The following is a 17,081-nucleotide window of genomic DNA, read 5'->3' on the forward strand; positions in this document are numbered from 1 at the left end:
ATGCGGGCGCCTCCTGGGAACGGTTGCGGGTAGAGCGGGAAACCATGAACGAACTGAAGCCTGTGCAGAGCGAGTTCATCACCGTCGAGGCGGCCAGCCCGGACGGCGGCAATCCCGACCGTTTCGTCAACCGCGAGTTCTCCTGGCTGCAATTCAACCGCCGCGTGCTGGAGGAATCGCTGAACGAGCACCATCCGCTGCTCGAACGCGTCCGCTTCCTGTCGATCTCGGCCGCCAATCTCGACGAGTTCTTCATGGTCCGCGTCGCCGGCCTTGCCGGCCAGGTGCGCGAGGGCATCGCCCTGAAAAGCCCTGACGGCCGCACGCCCGAGCAGCAGCTCGAGCAATTGCTGCGCGAGGTCGAGCGCCTGCAGGAGGACCAGCAGAAGAGCCTCTCGGCGCTGATGGTCCTGCTCAATAAGGAAGGCATCGAAAGCATCACCCGCGATGCGCTCACCAAGGACGAGAAGGCCTGGCTGGAAGAGCATTTCCAGGAGCAGGTTTTCCCGGTGCTGACGCCGCTGTCGATCGACCCGGCGCATCCGTTTCCGTTCATCCCCAATCTCGGCTTTTCCATCGCGCTGCAACTGCGCCATCGCAAGAATGGCGAGGAGATGAGCGCGCTGCTGCGCCTGCCGGTGGCGCTCAGGCGTTTCATCCGCCTGCCCGACCGCAAGAACCATGTCCGCTTCATTCCGTTGGAGGAAGTGGTCGGCATCTATATCGGCAAGCTTTTCCCCGGCTACGAGGTCAAGGGCTCCGGCACGTTCCGCATCATCCGCGACAGCGACATCGAGGTCGAGGAAGAGTCGGAAGACCTGGTGCGCCTGTTCGAAACGGCGCTGAAGCGGCGCCGCCGCGGCTCTGTGATCCGCATCGAGTTCGACACGCTGATGCCGGCCGCGTTGCGGGACTTCGTCGCCGGCGAGCTCGGCGTCTCGTCGAGCCGTATCAGCGTGCTCACCGGTCCGCTTGCGCTCAACCAGATCTCCGAGATCGTCGCCATTCCGCGCGACGACCTCAAATTCACGCCCTACAATCCGCGCTTTCCCGAGCGCATCCGCGAGCATGGCGGCGACTGCTTCGCCGCCATCCGCGAGAAGGACATCGTCGTTCATCACCCATACGAGTCCTTCGACGTGGTGGTGCAGTTCCTGCGCCAAGCCGCCGCCGACCCGGAAGTGGTTGCGATCAAGCAGACGCTCTACCGCACCTCCAACGACAGCCCGATCGTGCGCGCGCTGATCGACGCCGCCGAGGCCGGCAAGTCGGTCACGGCGCTTGTCGAGCTCAAGGCGCGCTTCGACGAGGAAGCCAACATCCGCTGGGCGCGCGACCTCGAACGCGCCGGCGTGCAGGTCGTGTTCGGCTTCCTGGAGCTGAAGACCCACGCCAAGATGTCTTTGATCGTGCGCCGCGAGGATGGCCGGCTGCGCAACTACGTGCATCTCGGCACCGGCAACTACCACCCGGTTACCGCCCGCATCTACACCGACCTGTCCTTCTTCACCACCGACCCGACGATCGCGCGCGATGTCGCGCAGCTCTTCAATTTCATCACCGGCTACGCCGAGCCCGCCGAGGAGATGCGCCTTGCCGTATCGCCCTTCACGCTGCGCAACCGCATCCTGAAACACATCTCGGACGAGATCGTCCATGCCCGCGAAGGCCGACCGGCGCGCATCTGGATGAAGATGAACGCGCTAGTCGATCCGACCATCATCGACGCGCTTTACGACGCCAGCCGCGCCGGTGTCGAGGTCGACCTCGTGGTGCGCGGCATCTGTTGTCTGCGGCCGCAGGTGCCGGGTCTTTCCGAGAATATCAGGGTGAAATCGATCGTCGGCCGCTTCCTCGAGCACAGCCGCATCTTCTGCTTCGGCAACGGCCACGGCCTGCCGTCGGACGAGGCGGTCGTCTACATCTCGTCGGCCGACATGATGCCGCGCAATCTCGACCGCCGCGTCGAGACCCTGGTGCCGATCACCAATCCAACTGTGCATGAACAGGTGCTTGGCCAGATCATGCTGGGCAACATCATGGACAACCAGCAAAGTTTCGACGTATTGGCTGACGGCACCTCCCGGCGCGTTGTGCTGGAGGAGGGCGAGGAGCCGTTCAACGCGCAGGAATATTTCATGACCAATCCGAGCCTCTCCGGGCGGGGCGACGCGCTGAAATCGCATGCGCCCAAGCGCATTGCCCAGTTCAAGCGCCGCAAGAAGAACAGCGCCGCGTGATTGCAGTTTCCCAGGGCCGGCTTCAGGACCGGCGGCCGCTGTCGATCATCGACATCGGATCGAACTCGATCCGCCTTGTCGTCTATGAAGGGCTGGCGCGCTCGCCGACGCTTCTGTTCAACGAGAAGATGCTGGCCGGCCTCGGCCGCGGCATCGTTTCGACGGGCAAGCTCGACCCCGAGGCGGTGACGCGATCGATGGAGGAATTCCGCCGTTTTCGCGCGCTTTCGGATCAAGCCGGCGCCGAGCATATGTATGTGCTGGCCACCGCGGCGGCGCGCGAGGCAGGCAACGGCCCTGATTTCATCCATCGTGCCGAGGACGTTCTGAAGACCGACATCCGCGTGCTCACCGGTCGTCAGGAAGCCTATTATTCGGCGCTCGGCGTCATTTCCGGCTTCCATCCGGCCAACGGCATCGCCGGCGATCTTGGCGGCGGCAGCCTTGAGCTGATCGACATCAATGGCGAAGCGATGGGCGACGGCATCACGTTGCCGCTCGGCGGCCTGCGCCTGCAGGACATGGCCAGGAACTCGCTCGTGCAGGCGCAGAAGATCGCGCGCCAGGAACTGGCGCGGGCGAAGCTTCTGAAGGGCGGGCAGGGCAGGGTTTTCTACGCCGTCGGCGGCACCTGGCGAAACCTTGCCCGGCTGCATATGGAGATGAACAACTACCCGCTCGGCGTCATGCATCACTACGAGATATCGGCCGACAGCGCGCAGACTTTCCTAAAGCAGGTCGCCCGCAGCGAGGTCGAGAAGGTGAAGGGCATCGAGGGCGTCTCCAAGAACCGCCGCTCGCTCCTACCCTACGGCGCCATCGTGCTGCAGGAGATCATGTCTGCCATGCAGCCCTCGAAGATTGTCGTCTCGGCGCAGGGCGTGCGCGAAGGCTTTCTCTATTCGCTGCTCGACGCCGCCGAGCAGAAGGCCGACCCGCTGATCTCGGCCGCCGAGGAATTGGCGCTATTGCGCTCGCGCTCGGTGCATCACGCGCATGACCTGGTCGAATGGACCGGCAAGGCGTTCAAGGCCTTCGGCATCGACGAGACGGAGGATGAGGCGCGCTACCGCCACGCCGCCTGCCTGCTTGCCGACATCGGCTGGCGCGCGCATCCGGAATATCGCGGCCGGCAGTCGCTCAACATCATCGCGCATGCCTCCTTCATCGGCGTCGACCATCCGGGCCGCGCCTATCTGGCTTTGGCCAGCGCCTATCGCCATGACGGCGTCTTCAACGACGGCATCGCGCCTGAGATCAAGGCGCTGGCGCCGCCGCGCATTCTGGAACGCGCCCGCACGCTCGCGGCCATGATGCGCGTGGTCTATTTGCTGACGGCGGCAATGCCGGGCGTGATGCCGAGGGTGAAATGGGAAAGCCGCGGCAACGGCGCGCTCGCGCTGGTGCTGCCGGCCTCGCTTTCCGACCTCTATGGTGAGCGCCCGGCCGGCCGGCTGGCACAACTCGCGCGCATCACCAACCGCCGGCTCATGCTGGCGGTCGAGGGCGGGCCGAGCGTTTCGGTGAAATAACAGATCAGGTGACGTTGGCGCCGATCCCAAAGCCACGCCCGTCAGTCGACCATGCGCCGGCGCCAGCCATGGCGAGCGCCAGGAAGCCGCCGGCGATGGCGATGTCCTTCATCAGCATCTGCTGGTGCAGGAAGGCCAGCGTGGCGTCGTCCGCGCCCTGGCCGTAATGGCCGATGAAACCGGCGGCTACGCTGAAGGCGGCAAGCAGCAGCGCCACGATCCGCGTCTGGAAACCGACGAGGATCAACAACCCGGCGATCAACTCGAACAGGCCTGTGCCCCAGGCCGCCAAGGTCGGTAGCGGCAGGCCCAGGCCGGCGAAGTAACTGGTCGTGCCGGCGATATTGGTGAGCGCCTGGAAGCCCGACGGTACGAACAGCGCGGCCAACAGCAGCCGTGAGACCAGAAGCAACGCGTTGCGAAACATGGCCAACCTCCCTTGCCGGCGTATGAGGCCGGCTGCCGGTGCAGTCTACGCCTGCAACGAAAAAGCGGCGCGGAAAATTCCGCGCCGCTTGCGTTTAAGGCTTGGGAGGAAAGGCTCAGGCGCGCTTGGCGTCGATCGAATAGGCGCCGGCGCCGGACGAGGCGAGCAGGATGAAGCCGCCGGTGATGGCGAGGTTCTTGAGGAACTGGATCATCTGCATCTGGTCGGCCCAGCCGGTGTGAGCGACCAGCCCGGTGGCGATGGTGAAGATGGCGAGCACCCAGGCGGCGATACGGGTCTGGAAGCCGACGAGGATGGCAAGGCCGCCGAGCAGCTCGATCAGGCCGACGACGATAGCGGTGACGGTCGGCACCGGCAGGCCGAGGCTGCCGAAATAGCCGGCGGTGCCGGAAATGGCGGTGAGCTTGCCGAAGCCGGAAAGCAGGAAGATGACGGCGAGCAGAACGCGCCCCAGGAGGATCGTGGTGGAACTATTGGACGCGGTGCCGGCGACGGAAGAGTTGATGGACATGGCGGTTCTCCGAACGGGTTGAATGGTCCGTCAGATAGACGACGAAGACTGTTCACCAAAGCCGCCTATGTGGCGACACATTGTTCACAGGATGGATGTTCCTGACATTCGCGGTCGCGCGCGAAAATCATGTCGGCGGATTGGGTTGGAGAAGCAAATTATGTTGCCGCAAAATGCTTTGGAAATTAGCCGAAACGCTCGTCACTTCGTCATCCACGGGCGAAGCAAGGAGCGAAGCGACGCGGCGCAGACCCGAGGATCCATGCCATGACATCAAAACAGCCGCGGCCACGCAGGTTCTGCTCCGCTGCGTCCTTCGACTCAGGTAACGGCATGGATTCCAGGGGTCTCCGCGACGGAGCTTCGCTCCTGCTTCGCCCTGTAATGACGACGTCGCGAGGCTATGGCAGCCTGAAGCAACGACCGTCTACCCCGGATGCGTCATGTCCTCCGGCCGTACCAGCCGGTCGTAATCGGCTTCGTTGACCAGCCCGGTGGCCAAGGCCTCCTCGCGCAAGGTCGTGCCGTTCTTATGCGCGGTCTTGGCGATCTTGGCGGCGTTGTCGTAACCGATGGTCGGCGCCAACGCCGTCACCAGCATCAGCGAGCGCTCGAGCGCGGCCTTGATGTTGTCCTCGCGCGCCTCGATGCCGACCACGCAATTGTCGGTGAAGGACACGGAGGCGTCGGCCAGCAGTTGCACCGACTGCAGGAAATTGTAGGCCATCAGCGGGTTGTAGACATTGAGCTCGAAATGGCCCTGGCTGCCGGCGAAGGTGAGCGCTGCATTGTTGCCGAACACCTGCACGCAGACCTGCGTCAGCGCCTCGCACTGGGTCGGGTTGACCTTGCCCGGCATGATCGAGGAGCCCGGCTCGTTTTCCGGCAGCGACAGCTCGCCGAGGCCCGAGCGCGGTCCGGACCCGAGCAGGCGGATGTCGTTGGCGATCTTGAACAGCGCCCCCGCCGCCGCGTTGATCGCGCCATGCGAGAACACCATGGAATCATGTGCCGCGAGCGCCTCGAACTTGTTAGGCGCGGTCACGAAGGCGATGCCAGTGATCGAAGCGATGCGGTCCGCCACCTTTTCCGCAAAGCCGACCGGCGCGTTGAGGCCGGTGCCGACGGCGGTGCCGCCCTGCGCCAGTTCCTGCAAGCCCGGCAGCGTCAGATTGATGCGCTTGATCGAGGAGGCGACCTGCGCGGCATAGCCGGAAAATTCCTGGCCAAGGGTCAGCGGCGTGGCGTCCTGCGTGTGCGTGCGGCCGATCTTGATGATGTGGTTGAAGGCGCGAGCCTTGGCGTCGAGCGCCTTGTGCAGATGATGCAACGCAGGGATCAGGTGATGCACGACCCGCTCTGCGCAGGCGATGTGCATGGCCGTCGGATAGGTGTCGTTGGACGACTGGCTCATATTGACGTGGTCGTTCGGATGCACCGGCTTCTTCGAACCCATCACGCCGCCGAGCATCTCGATCGCCCGGTTGGAGATCACCTCATTGGCGTTCATGTTGGATTGCGTGCCGGAGCCGGTCTGCCAGACAACCAGCGGGAAGTGCTCGTCGAGCTTGCCGTCGATCACTTCCTGCGCCGCCTCGACGATCGCCTTGCCTATCGCGGGATCGAGCCGCTTCATCTCCATGTTCACTTCGGCCGCGGCGCGCTTGACGATGCCGAGCGCGCGCACGATCGAAGCCGGCTGCTTCTCCCAGCCGATCTTGAAATTGCCCAGCGAACGCTGCGCCTGCGCGCCCCAATAGCGGTCGGCCGCCACCTCGATGGGACCGAACGTATCGGTTTCGGTTCTGGTCTTTTGAGCACTCACGGGAAATCTCCGGTCTGTCGATTTGGGCAAGGGCGTATCGCGTTGCACAAACGGCATCAAGCGGAGATTGCGGGCCAGCGTGGCGCAAATCGGTTGAAGGGCGCCCCTCTTCCTTCTCCCCTTGTGGGAGAAGGTGTCGCCGAAGGCGACGGATGAGGGGTGTTCCAGGGAAAACCAGCGTCCCGCTCCGCTGGAACACCCCTCATCCGTCTCGGCGCTGCGCGCCGATCCACCTTCTCCCACAAGGGGAGAAGGGAAGGCTCACCCTAGCGGCGGCCCAACAATATCGATGCCGTTCTGCGCGCACAGCCTTGTCAACTCCGCAACCATCTCCGGCGTCGGCATCGCCACTGGCGGCAACTCGGCACGCTCCGCAGGGCGACTAGCCTTGCGCACCATCGTCTCAAAATCCGAACCGCGCGTCACGGTGAGTGTATGCGCGCCTTCGAGAGACTCGACCCTGTAAGTGTGCGGCAGGCCTTTCGGCGCTAGCACCGTTTCGCCGGCGCCTGCAATCCGCTCGCGGCCATCGACGACGAAACGTATCCGGCCCTCGAGGATATGAAAAACCTCGTCCTCATTGCGATGCACGTGCAGCGGCGCGGAATCGCCGTGGGGCTGGCGGTGCTCGACGACGCAGATGCCGTCCTCGCCGTCGGTTGACGAAACCTGGATGGCGACGAGCGTGTTGTTGAACCAGAGGAGTTCCTTGCCTGCGATGGTCGTGTTGATCATTGTCATAACTGCTCTCCCTTTCGACGGTGACCTAAGCAAGGACGAGCCGGCGATGGAAATCGAATGATCGTATGGGGCGGATTGATGCGATGAATTTGAACGCGCTCGACCTCAACCTTGTGAGAGTTCTCGACGCGCTTCTGCGCGAGAAGAGCGTGACGCGCGCCGGCGAGCAGATCGGCCTCAGCCAGCCCGCGGTGAGCGCCGCACTCAACCGCCTGCGCCATGCGCTGAACGACCAGCTCTTCGTGCGCCGCGGCAACGACATGGTGCCGACGCCGCGCGCCGAAAGCCTGGCGGAGCCGGTGCGCGCGGCGCTGGGTGAGATCGAGCGCGCCTTTCAGCCGACGACCGATTTCGATCCGGCAAGGCTGGAACGGACCTTCACCTTCATGGGCGCGGATTTCTTCTCCATGCTCCTGATGCCGCCCTTCGCCACGCGCATTGCGGCGGTGGCGCCCGGCGTATCGTTCCGTTTCCTCGACAGCGCCATTGGCGACGTCTCGAAGCTGTTGCAGGAAGATCGGATCGACCTTGCGCTGGAGCGCCCGCTGGAGGTCGCGGAGTGGGTCTCAAGCGTGGCGCTGTTTGGCTCGCCTTTCGCCATTATCGCGGCGAAGGACAATGCCGCGCTCGGCCAGGCAGGGATCGCCGAGGGCGAAGAGGTGCCGCTCGACCTCTTCTGCGCGCTGCCGCACGCGCTGCGCTCCATCGACGGGTCGATGTCGGGCTTCACCGACGATGCGCTGGGCAGGATGGGCCGGAGGCGCCGCGTCATGCTCGCTTTGCCGCACTTCCAGGCCGTTGCGCTGGCGGTCGCGAGCGGACCTTATCTAGCCGCAGTTCCAACGCAGTTCGCGGTCTCGGCGGCAAAATCCCTGCCGATCGGCATCTATCGGGCGCCGATCGCGATTCCGTCGCCGGCGGTCAGGATGTACTGGCACGCCCGCCGCGACGATGAGCCACCGCATCGCTGGATCCGCGAGCAGATCCTCGATGAGATCGGAAAACTTGGGTTCAAGGATTGGGACGGCCCTGCCAGCGCTCACCTGGCGGTGTAGCCGCCCTTGGAGCGGGAATGCAGGGCCGAGCAACGGGGCGGTCAAGCGCGGCAGCTACCGCCGGGTCTGAACCTTATCCGGCCGAGGCTAACCCGACGGGCGCGGGCTGGCGAAGGGCAAGCCGCCCCGCGACGAAATCCTTGACCTGGCGCACCGCCTGCTCGCGCGTGACGCTGCCCGGCTGCAGGCCGAGCCTGAGCCACAGCCCGTCGATCAGCGCGGTAACGCCGAGCACGATCTCCTCGGCCAGTTCCGGCGAAGCGAGGCCGCGCAACCCGGACAGAAGGTTCGAGCGCATGCGCGCGTGGATGACCCTCTGGATGCGCGCCAGCTTCTCGTCGCGCGGCACCTCGGCGCAGAGTGACAGCCAGGCATGGCAGAGCGGCGGCAGGAACAAATGCTCCTCGAAATTGCCCTCGATCACGGCGTCCAGCCGTTCCAACGGCGTCCGCGCCCGCTGAAGCCGGGCGACCACGGCGTGACAGAGCACGGCGTTCGCCTCGCGCATGGCGTGCTCGAACAGCTCCTGCTTGTTGCGGAAATAATGCAGCACGATGCCCTTCGAGGCGCCGGCCTGGGCCGCGACCTTTTCCAGCGTCGCGCCGGCGATGCCCTCGCGCTCCAGAACGGCGAAGGCCGCCTGCCGCAGCTCCTTGCGGCGTATGTCGCTGAGGCGCGTGAGTTTCACTGGAGCGATCCATGCATGGCGAATCCATGTTGACATTTTCGCCCGTCCAGATCAACAATTGACCAATGGGACAATAAAATGACCTATGGGTCAAAACGATCCGAAAGAGGAGAACCGGAATGTTGCGCATGCTTGCGAATGGCGTTTGTCTCGCGGCCCTGATGCTGGCTTCCCAGGCGGCCCGCGCCGCCGAGGCCGAGAGCTGCAAAACGGTCCGCATGGCCGAACCCGGCTGGAACGATCTCGCCTTCACCACCGGCGTGGCCAAGGTGCTGCTCCAGGCGCTCGGCTACGAACCGCAGAGCGAGGTGCTCGGCATCAACGTCATCTATGAGGGGATCAAGAACAAAGACCTCGACCTGTTCCTCGGCTACTGGGATCCGGCGATGGTCACCTATTACGAGCCCTACAAGAAAGACGGCTCGATCGAGAATGTGCGCGTCAACCTGGTCGGCGCCAAATACACCTTCGCCGTGCCGACCTATGTCTGGGACGCCGGCGTCAAGGACCTGTCGGACCTGCACAAATTCGCCGACAAGTTCGGCAAGAAGATGTACGGCATCGAGCCCGGATCCAATCAGCTCATGATGGACGCCATTGCCGATCCGCAATACGGCCTGGACGGCTGGCAGGTGGTCGAGTCCAGCGAGGCCGGCATGCTCTCGGAGGTAGGCTACGAGATCAAGGAGAAGCAGTTCATCGTCTTCCAGGGCTGGGCGCCGCATCCGATGAACACGATGTACGACTTCAAGTATCTGACCGGCGGCGACAAGTTCTTCGGCCCGAATTTCGGTGCAGCCACCGTGACCACCCAGGTGCGCAAGGGCTTTCTGCAGGAATGCCCGAACGTTGGGCAGTTCCTGAAGAATCTCAGCTTCGACATCGACATGGAAAATGTCGGCATGGGCTACCTCATCAATGATGGCATGAAGCCGGAGGACGGGGCGCTGAAGTCGATCGCCTTGCACAGGGACCGCCTCGATGCGTGGCTCGCCGGCGTCACCACCTTCGATGGCAAGCCCGGCCTTGCCGCGGTCAAGGAAAAGCTCGGACTGTGAGGCCGGCGCTATCGGAGCCTGAGGAGCAGGAAGTCGAGCAGGCCGCCTGGGCCGGGCGCAAGCGTATCGCCGAGGTCGGCGGTCTCGACCTTGCCTATGTCGAGATCGCCGGCTCGGAGCCGCCGCTTGTTCTGGTTCATGGCTTCACCGACACCAGCCGCAGCTTTTCGCTGCTGGCGCCGCATCTTCCCGGCCGCCGGCTGATCATGCCGGATCTGCGTGGCCACGGGGCCTCGCAGGCGGGCGAGGGCTGCGGCGTCGCTGATTTCGCCAACGACATGGCCGGGTTGATCCGGCGCCTGCGGCTCGACCGGCCGGTCGTCGTCGGCCATTCGCTGGGCGGCATGGTGTCGATCGCGCTGGCCGCACAATATCCGGACCTGATCGGTGGGCTGGTGATCCTGGCCAGCACCCTGAAGGCCGATTTCGGATTGGATCACCAACTGATCGATGGCGTGGCGGCCTTGCGCGACCCGATCTCGCCGTCCGATCCGTTCTATGAGTGGTGGCATGCCTGCCGGCTAGGCGTGCCGCGGGCTTTTCTCGCCGGCCTCGCGAAGGACGCGTCCGCGATTCCCGCGGCGCGCTGGCGCGCCATTCTTGAAGAAGTCCGCCGCACCGATCTGACCGCCGCTGCGCGGGCCATTCAGGTCCCAACACTGATCATCGCCGGCGGGCGCGATCCGCTCTTCGGCGAAGCGCACCAGCAGTCGATGGCAGGGGCGCTGGCCGGATCGCGTACGATCTGGGCGCAGGATTGCGGCCACAACCCGCATTGGGAAGATCCTGCCTTTGTCGCCGAGGCAATAGCAGGCATGCTGCCGACCGGGTGACTATCTCAAAAGCGATCGGGCTGTAGGCACGAGGCGCAACATCTCGGCCGGCTTCGTGGAAGCGGCTTGCAAGGCTTCGTGGATCGCACGCCATGCCGGCGAACCGGCGAGGGCGGCCCGATGGCCGGCATGGGCATCGCCATCGTCGGACCCAGTGACGATGACGAAGACATTGTCAGCGGCGCGCACTGGCAAGCGCGGAAAGGTGTTTTCGGCATGCTCGCTGACGAAGGCGCCGAGCAGCCGGGCGCCATCTGCCGCGAGCAGCGGGACCGCCTCCGTCCGGAAACGCTCGGCAAAGGCGGTCTCGGCGCCTGGCCGCAAATGATGAATCGAAATCTCAACAAAACCAGGCAAACGCCTTCCGCCGTTCATGCTTTCAGCTTCGGCGGTTGTCGGTCGCTGTAAGTCTGAGAGGTCGAACGCCGCATCCGGCCAGGCCGGCTTCAGCAGCAACACGTCGTCGGAATCGATCATCGTCGCATTGGCGGCGTCGCGATGCGCTGCCCAAACCGGCCCGCCATAGAAGGCGCCTAGCGCACCCTTTCTCGCCTCCATGTCCTCGAAGCCGCGCAGCCAGACGAACATGTCGGGGCGGTCGAGATCGCGGAACTGGCCGATGATGGTCATGCCCGTCGCTTCCTGCGTTTCGACGAACTCCCGGTCGAACAGCGTGATCAGCGTCTCGCGCTGCTTCGGCTTCAGCGTGTATTGCCTGAGCTCGACGACGGGTGAGGCAAGGCGGGAAGGTCGGTTCATGGCCAGAATCTCAAAACAGGGTGATCGTCCTGTTTTATAAACAGACCGGTTGTCCTGTTTTGTCAATCTGCTATCGTGATTTTCCCCTTCTCCCCTTGTGGGAGAAGGTGGATCGGCGCGCTAGCGACGAGACGGATGAGGGGTGTTCCAGCGGAGTGAGACGCTGGCTTTCCCGGGAGCACCCTTATCCGGGCTCACTTTGTTCAGGTAACTCTCCAACAAGCGGAGAAGGGGAGATCGCCATGGCCCCGCGCAAGAAGCGCACCAACGACCCGGAAGGCATGCGCCGGCGCGTCCTCGACGTGGCGGAAGACTCCTTCCAGGCGCGCGGCTATCACGCCTCGAGCCTCAGCGACCTGATGGCTGCGGCCGGCGTCACCGGCGGCGCCCTGCACCACCATTTCCCGACCAAGAAGGCGCTGGCGCTGGCGGTGATCGAGGAACGGGTGGCGACGGCGGTCCAGGAGACCTGGATCGACCCGGTGCTGGCGGCGTCATCGGCTCGCGAAGGCGTGCGGGCCGTGTTCGAGGCGGTGGCTGCGGAGCTTGAGCAACAGGGCTATGTGCGCGGCTGCCCGCTCAACAACCTCGCGCACGAGCTGTCGCTGGCCGACGATGAATTCCGCCTGGCGCTTGCCAGGATCTTCGCCGGCTGGCGAAGGGCGATCGCCGACAAGATACGGGCCGACCGGCTGGACGGCGGGGAGGGCAGGATCGATCCCGACCGCTTCGCCGCGCTTGCGGTGGCTGCTTATTCCGGCGCCATGTCGATGGCCAAGACGTCGCAGGATGCAGGGGTGCTGCGGGAGTGCTTGAGGGCGCTGGAAAGTTTCGAGCCATCGCAGAGCGGGTTGACGGCAAAGCGGCGGCGTCGCGTGTTGCCGCGGCGGATGATCGGTTGATGCCGTCGGGGCACAGGCGTGAAGGATCGCGTCGTTTGACAATTGCGCCTCACTCCTTCAACGGCTTGATCGTCTCGAATCCCACCTCGCTCTGCGCGCTCGTCCCCTCATCATACCGCCGTGCCAGCACCGCCTGCAGTTCGGGCGAGTAGAGCGCGGTGAAGGTGTCGATGACATTGCCGTTATCGCCGGTGATCGTTTCGCCGACCACGAGCACGTTGTATTTGCAGTCGCCGAGCTTGTAGCTGTCCTTGCCCTTGACGGCCAGAGCCAGCGTCTCGGTGCCCTTCGGCGCCTTCTTCGAAGACAGCCGCACGAATTCGGTCTTGCTCTTGGCGCCAGCCTTCAACGGGAACAGCTTCTTCAAGTCGCCGAGCGGGATCATCGACAGCCGTCCGGTGTCGCTGTCGCGGAACACTTCGATCAGCCCGGCATAGAGATACTGCGTCTGTGGCGAGTCCGATTCATACGTGTTGGCGACCGCGACCATGCCGCCCGGCGCCGGCCGGAATTCGCTGCTTATGCCCGGCTTTTCGAGCACGAAGCCGGCTTTTGCGGATTTGGCGTCGACGCAGTCCGCGGCCTGCGCGGCGCCGGCGAGCATGGCCAACGCCATACCGGTTATAAGGGTTTTCATGCCTTCCTCCCCTGGATGCATGTTCCAAAGCAATGACAGACCCCCGCCGCGCTGTCGACCCAAGAGCGTTTCATGCCTTGGCATGAAAAGTCTCCAGCGCGCTGGCCGGGCATTGAACTGGACGAGGCGGTTCGAGGATGTTTAATCGGGTGACGATGAATCGCTCTTCGCCAGCAACCGTTTCGCGCCGCATCTTCATGGCTCGGTTGGGCGGCCTCGCTGCCGCCGGCGTCTTTCCGCGCGCGGCCTTCGGCCAGACCGGAAAGCGCATCCAGCCGATCGACGCCACCTTCCTCTTCATCGCCGATATCCATGCCTGCCGCATGGCGGGCGGGCTCAGCCCTCATTGCCTGCAGGAAGGCAAGACCGATGCAGCGCTTTTGCGCAACGTCGCGGCCCTGAACGCGATTGCGGACAAGAGGTGGCCGGCCGAGATCGACGGCGTTTCCACCGGCCTGCATTCGGCCGGCACCCGCATCGGCACGCCGCTCGGCCTCGTTACCGGCGGCGACATCACCGACGATGGCGGCGGCCAGGTCACCGAGCCCAGCGAAGGCACGCAGCTTCTGCAGTTCTCTCAGCGCTATCAGGAAGGCGTCGGGCCGGACCGCGTCCACATTCCGGTCTATGTCGGGCTGGGCAACCACGATCTCGACCAGAACGGTTCGCCGCCGCATGTCGATTGGTATCGCCGCGAGCTGCGCGACTATGTCGAGGTCAACCATCGCCCCGGCGTGTTCTTCAAGCCGCCGGTGCCGGCGACCGAATATGACGTCGATACCGACTGCTATTCCTGGGACTGGGGCGGGCTGCATCTTATCCAGACACACCGCTTCGCCGGCGACACCGGCCATGGCGCGCCAAGCAGCCTGCCCTGGCTGAAGCAGGACCTCGCCACCTATGCCGGCGACGGCCGGCCAGTCGTCCTGTTCCAGCACTATGGCTGGGACACTTTCTCGACCGAGCGCTGGGATCCGGTGAAACGCACCTATGATGACGACGGCTCCGGCCGTCCGCACTGGTGGGGCGAGGCCGACCGCCAGGCGCTGCTGGCCGCGATCAAGGGCTACAATGTGATTGCCGTCTTCCACGGCCACCAGCACCAAGTGCCGATGATCTACCAGCGCGACGGCCTCGATCTCATCAAGCCGAAGGCGGCCTATATGGGCGGCTTCGCGCTGGCGCGCGTGACGGCCGACAACATGGACGTGGTGCTGGGCGAAGCGGCCGGCGACCATGGCGAGATCGTCTTCACCAACGCCTTTGCCAAGCAATTCCAGACATGAAAAGGCCGCCTCGCGGCGGCCTCCATGTCCTGTCGTCAAGGCAGGCGGCTGAGAGGTCAGAACGCCCTTTTGACCTTGTCCTTCACGTCGCCATAGGCCTTCTGCACCTTGCCGGCGAGCTTGTCGGCAGCGCCTTCGACCTGGGTCCGCCGGTTGCCGGTGGCCTTGCCGGCCGCCTGCTTGACCGAACCCTTCATTTGCTTGGCAAGACCGGCGACCTGATCCCTGTTCACCATGCGCGCATCTCCTGGGTCTGGATAGGAAGCTGGACACGAGAACCCGCATCCGGGTCTGACAACGTGCTGGAGCGGTTTGGGTTCCAGGCCGCGGCGATCTCTTTCGCGGTGCGGTTGCATCGGACAAGGCAATGCGGTTAGGGTTCGCCGCGGCTGCGGGAGAGGGCAGCCGAGGGGGAAGCGGGTTTGCGTTTTCGTGTGGCCTTTGTCGCAGTCTTGATGGTCGTTGCCGGCTGCGTCGCCGACGATGTCGGACCGATCAACACGCTGGCCAGGGAAGTCGGCCACCCTTCGCCCACCTACATCCCCGATCCAGCCGATGACGGCTCGACCGTCGTCGGGCTGGCGTTCTCCGGCGGCGGCACCCGCGCCGCTGCTTTCTCCTACGGCGTGTTGCAGGCGCTCGACGACGTCGTCATCGACGAACGGCCCAAACGCCGCACGCTGGTCGACGACATCAGGATGATTTCGGGCGCCTCGGGAGGCGCCGTCGCCGCCGCCTATTTCGGCTACAAGGGCAGGGACGGTTACCGGGATTTTCGCGGACGCTTCCTGACCCAGAATGCTGAGGCCGACCTCAGGACATCGTTCTCGCCGGTCAACTTCGTCCGCGCCTATTATGGCGGGGTCAACGACCGCAGCGGTTTCGCTAGATGGCTGAACGACCATCTGTTCGACGGGGCGACCTTCAAGGCCCTACACAGGCCGAAGGGGCCGATCGTCTGGATCAACGCTTCAGACATCTACAATCGCACGCCGTTCCTCTTCACCTACGACACCTTCGCCGCCCTGTGCAGCGACCTCGACAAGGTGCGGATCGCCGACGCGGTCGCGGCATCGGCCGCCGTGCCGATCGTCTTCGCGCCGATCGTGGTCTCGGCGACCAGTCCCCATTGTGGTTACCGCAGGCCGCAATGGCTGAGTGAGGCGCTGGCCGACCGCAACGCGTCGCTGCGGCTCAAGGCCTACGCCAGCGCGCTCGATTCCTACCAGAATGCCGATCCGCTCGACTACGTGAAGCTGCTCGATGGCGGCCTGACCGACAATATCGGCGTCACCGGCTTCACGCTTGAGCGCTCCGCCGCGGGTACGCCTTACGGGCCGCTGTCGCCCTCGGCCGCGGTGCGCCTGACGACGCTGATTTTCATCGTCGTCGATGCCGGCAGCGACAGCGACGTGAGCTGGGCGAAATCCCTGCATGGACCAAAGGCTTCCGAGCTCTTGGACGCCGTGACCAGCACCACGCTGGCCGCCTCCGTGCGCGACGAATTCGATGCGCTGAAGCTCGCCGTCTCGCAGTGGAAGGGCGAACTGGTGCGCTATCGCTGCGGGTTGCCGGCCTCCACCGTTTCCGCCTATCGCGGTTCGGCTGCCGGCTGGAACTGCCGCGACGTCCGCCTTGTGGTCCAGTACCTGTCTTTCGCCGATGTCGACCCGGCGATGCAGGGGAAGCTCAACGAAATTCCAACCAGGCTGAGGCTGCCGGTGGAGCAAGTCGATCTGGCGATCGAGGCCGGCCGCAAGGCGCTGGAGGTCAACCCCGACATAAAAGCGGCGGTCGCCGCCATCCAGGGCCGCGCCGGCGTCAGGCCGTCGGCGATCACGACGGCCGAAGCGGATTGACATCATCAGGAGACGGTCTTGGCGGAATTCACCCTCTATATCGGCAACAAGTGCTTTTCCTCCTGGTCGCTCAGGCCATGGGTGGCGATGAAGCACTTGGAGATCCCTTTCGAGGAGGGCTTCGTGCGGCTGCGCACGCCGCAGACGGCAGCCAACCTCGCCAAGGTGTCGCCGACCGGCCTGGTGCCGGTTTTGAATCATAAGGGCAGGATCGTCTGGGAAACGCTTGCCATCCTTGAATATCTTGCTGACCTCTATCCCGGGAAAAAGCTCTGGCCGGAAGACCTCGGCGCCCGTCAACTGGCGCGCTCGGTGGCGACCGAGATGCATTCCGGCTTCCGCGAGGTGCGCTACGGCTGGCCGATGAATCTGCGCCGGCCGAAATCCCACAAGCCGCTCGATGCCGAGGGCGAGGCGCAGCGGGCGAGGATCGAAGCGATCTGGCGTCGGTGCCGCGAGCAATATGGCCAGGGCGGTCCCTTCCTGTTCGGCCATTTCACCGCGGCCGACGCCATGTATGCGCCGGTGGTGACGCGCTTCGACACTTATGGCGGTGAGCTGGCGCCCGTCACCCGCGCCTATGTCGATGCGGTGTTGGCGACTCCCGCGATGCGTCACTGGTATGCGGAAGCGGCGAAGGAGCCCTGGCCGGAGCCCGGACCGCACGAACAGGATTGATCGCGACCGGGTCGGCAAATTGCGTCAAC

General features: G+C 64.6%; 17 protein-coding genes. 9 read left to right on the plus strand and 8 right to left on the minus strand.

Annotation, left to right across the window (positions count from 1 at the left end; all coding sequences use genetic code 11):
• Nucleotides 1-44 precede the first annotated feature (44 nt).
• Nucleotides 45-2,240, plus strand: a complete 2,196-nt coding sequence (locus FJ956_RS20310; RefSeq protein ID WP_140678523.1) for an RNA degradosome polyphosphate kinase — start codon at nucleotides 45-47, stop codon at nucleotides 2,238-2,240.
• Nucleotides 2,237-3,772 carry an exopolyphosphatase gene (gene ppx / locus FJ956_RS20315; RefSeq protein WP_140678521.1) on the plus strand — a complete coding sequence of 512 codons (1,536 nt, stop codon included), beginning with the start codon at nucleotides 2,237-2,239 and terminating at the stop codon, nucleotides 3,770-3,772. The genes FJ956_RS20310 and ppx overlap by 4 nt, the downstream gene beginning before the upstream one ends.
• A gap of 4 nt (nucleotides 3,773-3,776) precedes the next feature.
• Here ppx and FJ956_RS20320 read toward each other — a convergent pair whose 3' ends face one another.
• The 4 genes from FJ956_RS20320 to FJ956_RS20335 all read right to left on the minus strand — a co-directional run bounded on the left by FJ956_RS20320 (nucleotide 3,777) and on the right by FJ956_RS20335 (nucleotide 7,291).
• Nucleotides 3,777-4,199, minus strand: a complete 423-nt coding sequence (locus FJ956_RS20320) for a DoxX family protein (RefSeq protein ID WP_140678519.1) — start codon at nucleotides 4,197-4,199, stop codon at nucleotides 3,777-3,779.
• Nucleotides 4,200-4,314: 115 nt separating this feature from the next.
• Nucleotides 4,315-4,731 carry a DoxX family protein gene (locus FJ956_RS20325; RefSeq protein WP_140678517.1) on the minus strand — a complete coding sequence of 139 codons (417 nt, stop codon included), beginning with the start codon at nucleotides 4,729-4,731 and terminating at the stop codon, nucleotides 4,315-4,317.
• 427 nt (nucleotides 4,732-5,158) lie between these two features.
• A complete protein-coding gene (fumC, locus tag FJ956_RS20330; protein ID WP_140678515.1) occupies nucleotides 5,159-6,556 on the minus strand; it encodes a class II fumarate hydratase in 1,398 nt (465 codons plus the stop codon).
• A 261-nt stretch (nucleotides 6,557-6,817) separates the two neighbouring features.
• On the minus strand, nucleotides 6,818-7,291 hold the full coding sequence (locus FJ956_RS20335; RefSeq protein WP_348641071.1) for a cupin domain-containing protein: 474 nt from the start codon (nucleotides 7,289-7,291) through the stop codon (nucleotides 6,818-6,820).
• An 89-nt stretch (nucleotides 7,292-7,380) separates the two neighbouring features.
• Between FJ956_RS20335 and FJ956_RS20340 the strand changes: the two genes are divergently transcribed.
• Complete coding sequence (locus FJ956_RS20340) at nucleotides 7,381-8,352, plus strand: LysR family transcriptional regulator (RefSeq protein ID WP_140678511.1); 972 nt, start codon at nucleotides 7,381-7,383, stop codon at nucleotides 8,350-8,352.
• A gap of 73 nt (nucleotides 8,353-8,425) precedes the next feature.
• On the opposite strand, the gene betI is transcribed toward FJ956_RS20340, so the two are convergent.
• Entirely contained in the window at nucleotides 8,426-9,076 is a 651-nt protein-coding gene (gene betI, locus FJ956_RS20345) for a transcriptional regulator BetI (protein ID WP_140678509.1), read from the minus strand.
• An 83-nt stretch (nucleotides 9,077-9,159) separates the two neighbouring features.
• On the opposite strand from betI, the gene choX reads away from it, so the two are divergent.
• Together choX and FJ956_RS20355 are read left to right on the plus strand one after the other, a co-directional pair.
• On the plus strand, nucleotides 9,160-10,098 hold the full coding sequence (choX, locus tag FJ956_RS20350) for a choline ABC transporter substrate-binding protein (RefSeq protein ID WP_140678507.1): 939 nt from the start codon (nucleotides 9,160-9,162) through the stop codon (nucleotides 10,096-10,098).
• Nucleotides 10,095-10,931: an alpha/beta hydrolase gene (locus FJ956_RS20355; protein ID WP_140678505.1), complete on the plus strand. Its 837-nt coding sequence runs from the start codon at nucleotides 10,095-10,097 to the stop codon at nucleotides 10,929-10,931. The genes choX and FJ956_RS20355 overlap by 4 nt, the downstream gene beginning before the upstream one ends.
• On the opposite strand, the gene FJ956_RS20360 is transcribed toward FJ956_RS20355, so the two are convergent.
• The gene (locus FJ956_RS20360) at nucleotides 10,932-11,690 is read right to left on the minus strand and encodes an NIPSNAP family protein (protein ID WP_140678503.1); all 759 of its coding nucleotides are present in this window, start codon (nucleotides 11,688-11,690) and stop codon (nucleotides 10,932-10,934) included. It lies immediately after the preceding gene.
• 242 nt (nucleotides 11,691-11,932) lie between these two features.
• On the opposite strand from FJ956_RS20360, the gene FJ956_RS20365 reads away from it, so the two are divergent.
• Nucleotides 11,933-12,592: a TetR/AcrR family transcriptional regulator gene (locus tag FJ956_RS20365; protein WP_140678501.1), complete on the plus strand. Its 660-nt coding sequence runs from the start codon at nucleotides 11,933-11,935 to the stop codon at nucleotides 12,590-12,592.
• A gap of 49 nt (nucleotides 12,593-12,641) precedes the next feature.
• Here the strand turns inward: FJ956_RS20365 and FJ956_RS20370 are convergent, their stop codons facing one another.
• On the minus strand, nucleotides 12,642-13,229 hold the full coding sequence (locus FJ956_RS20370; protein ID WP_140678499.1) for a hypothetical protein: 588 nt from the start codon (nucleotides 13,227-13,229) through the stop codon (nucleotides 12,642-12,644).
• A 155-nt stretch (nucleotides 13,230-13,384) separates the two neighbouring features.
• Between FJ956_RS20370 and FJ956_RS20375 the strand changes: the two genes are divergently transcribed.
• A complete protein-coding gene (locus FJ956_RS20375; protein ID WP_181170234.1) occupies nucleotides 13,385-14,515 on the plus strand; it encodes a metallophosphoesterase in 1,131 nt (376 codons plus the stop codon).
• A gap of 56 nt (nucleotides 14,516-14,571) precedes the next feature.
• Here FJ956_RS20375 and FJ956_RS20380 read toward each other — a convergent pair whose 3' ends face one another.
• Complete coding sequence (locus tag FJ956_RS20380) at nucleotides 14,572-14,751, minus strand: CsbD family protein (RefSeq protein ID WP_140678495.1); 180 nt, start codon at nucleotides 14,749-14,751, stop codon at nucleotides 14,572-14,574.
• Nucleotides 14,752-14,970: 219 nt separating this feature from the next.
• Between FJ956_RS20380 and FJ956_RS20385 the strand changes: the two genes are divergently transcribed.
• Entirely contained in the window at nucleotides 14,971-16,374 is a 1,404-nt protein-coding gene (locus FJ956_RS20385) for a patatin-like phospholipase family protein (protein ID WP_140678649.1), read from the plus strand.
• Nucleotides 16,375-16,392: 18 nt separating this feature from the next.
• Nucleotides 16,393-17,052 (plus strand): glutathione S-transferase family protein, encoded by a 660-nt coding sequence (locus tag FJ956_RS20390; RefSeq protein ID WP_140678493.1) that lies wholly within the window; start codon nucleotides 16,393-16,395, stop codon nucleotides 17,050-17,052.
• Nucleotides 17,053-17,081 lie beyond the last annotated feature (29 nt).

The organism is Mesorhizobium sp. B2-4-3, assembly GCF_006442815.1.
GTDB lineage: Bacteria > Pseudomonadota > Alphaproteobacteria > Rhizobiales > Rhizobiaceae > Mesorhizobium.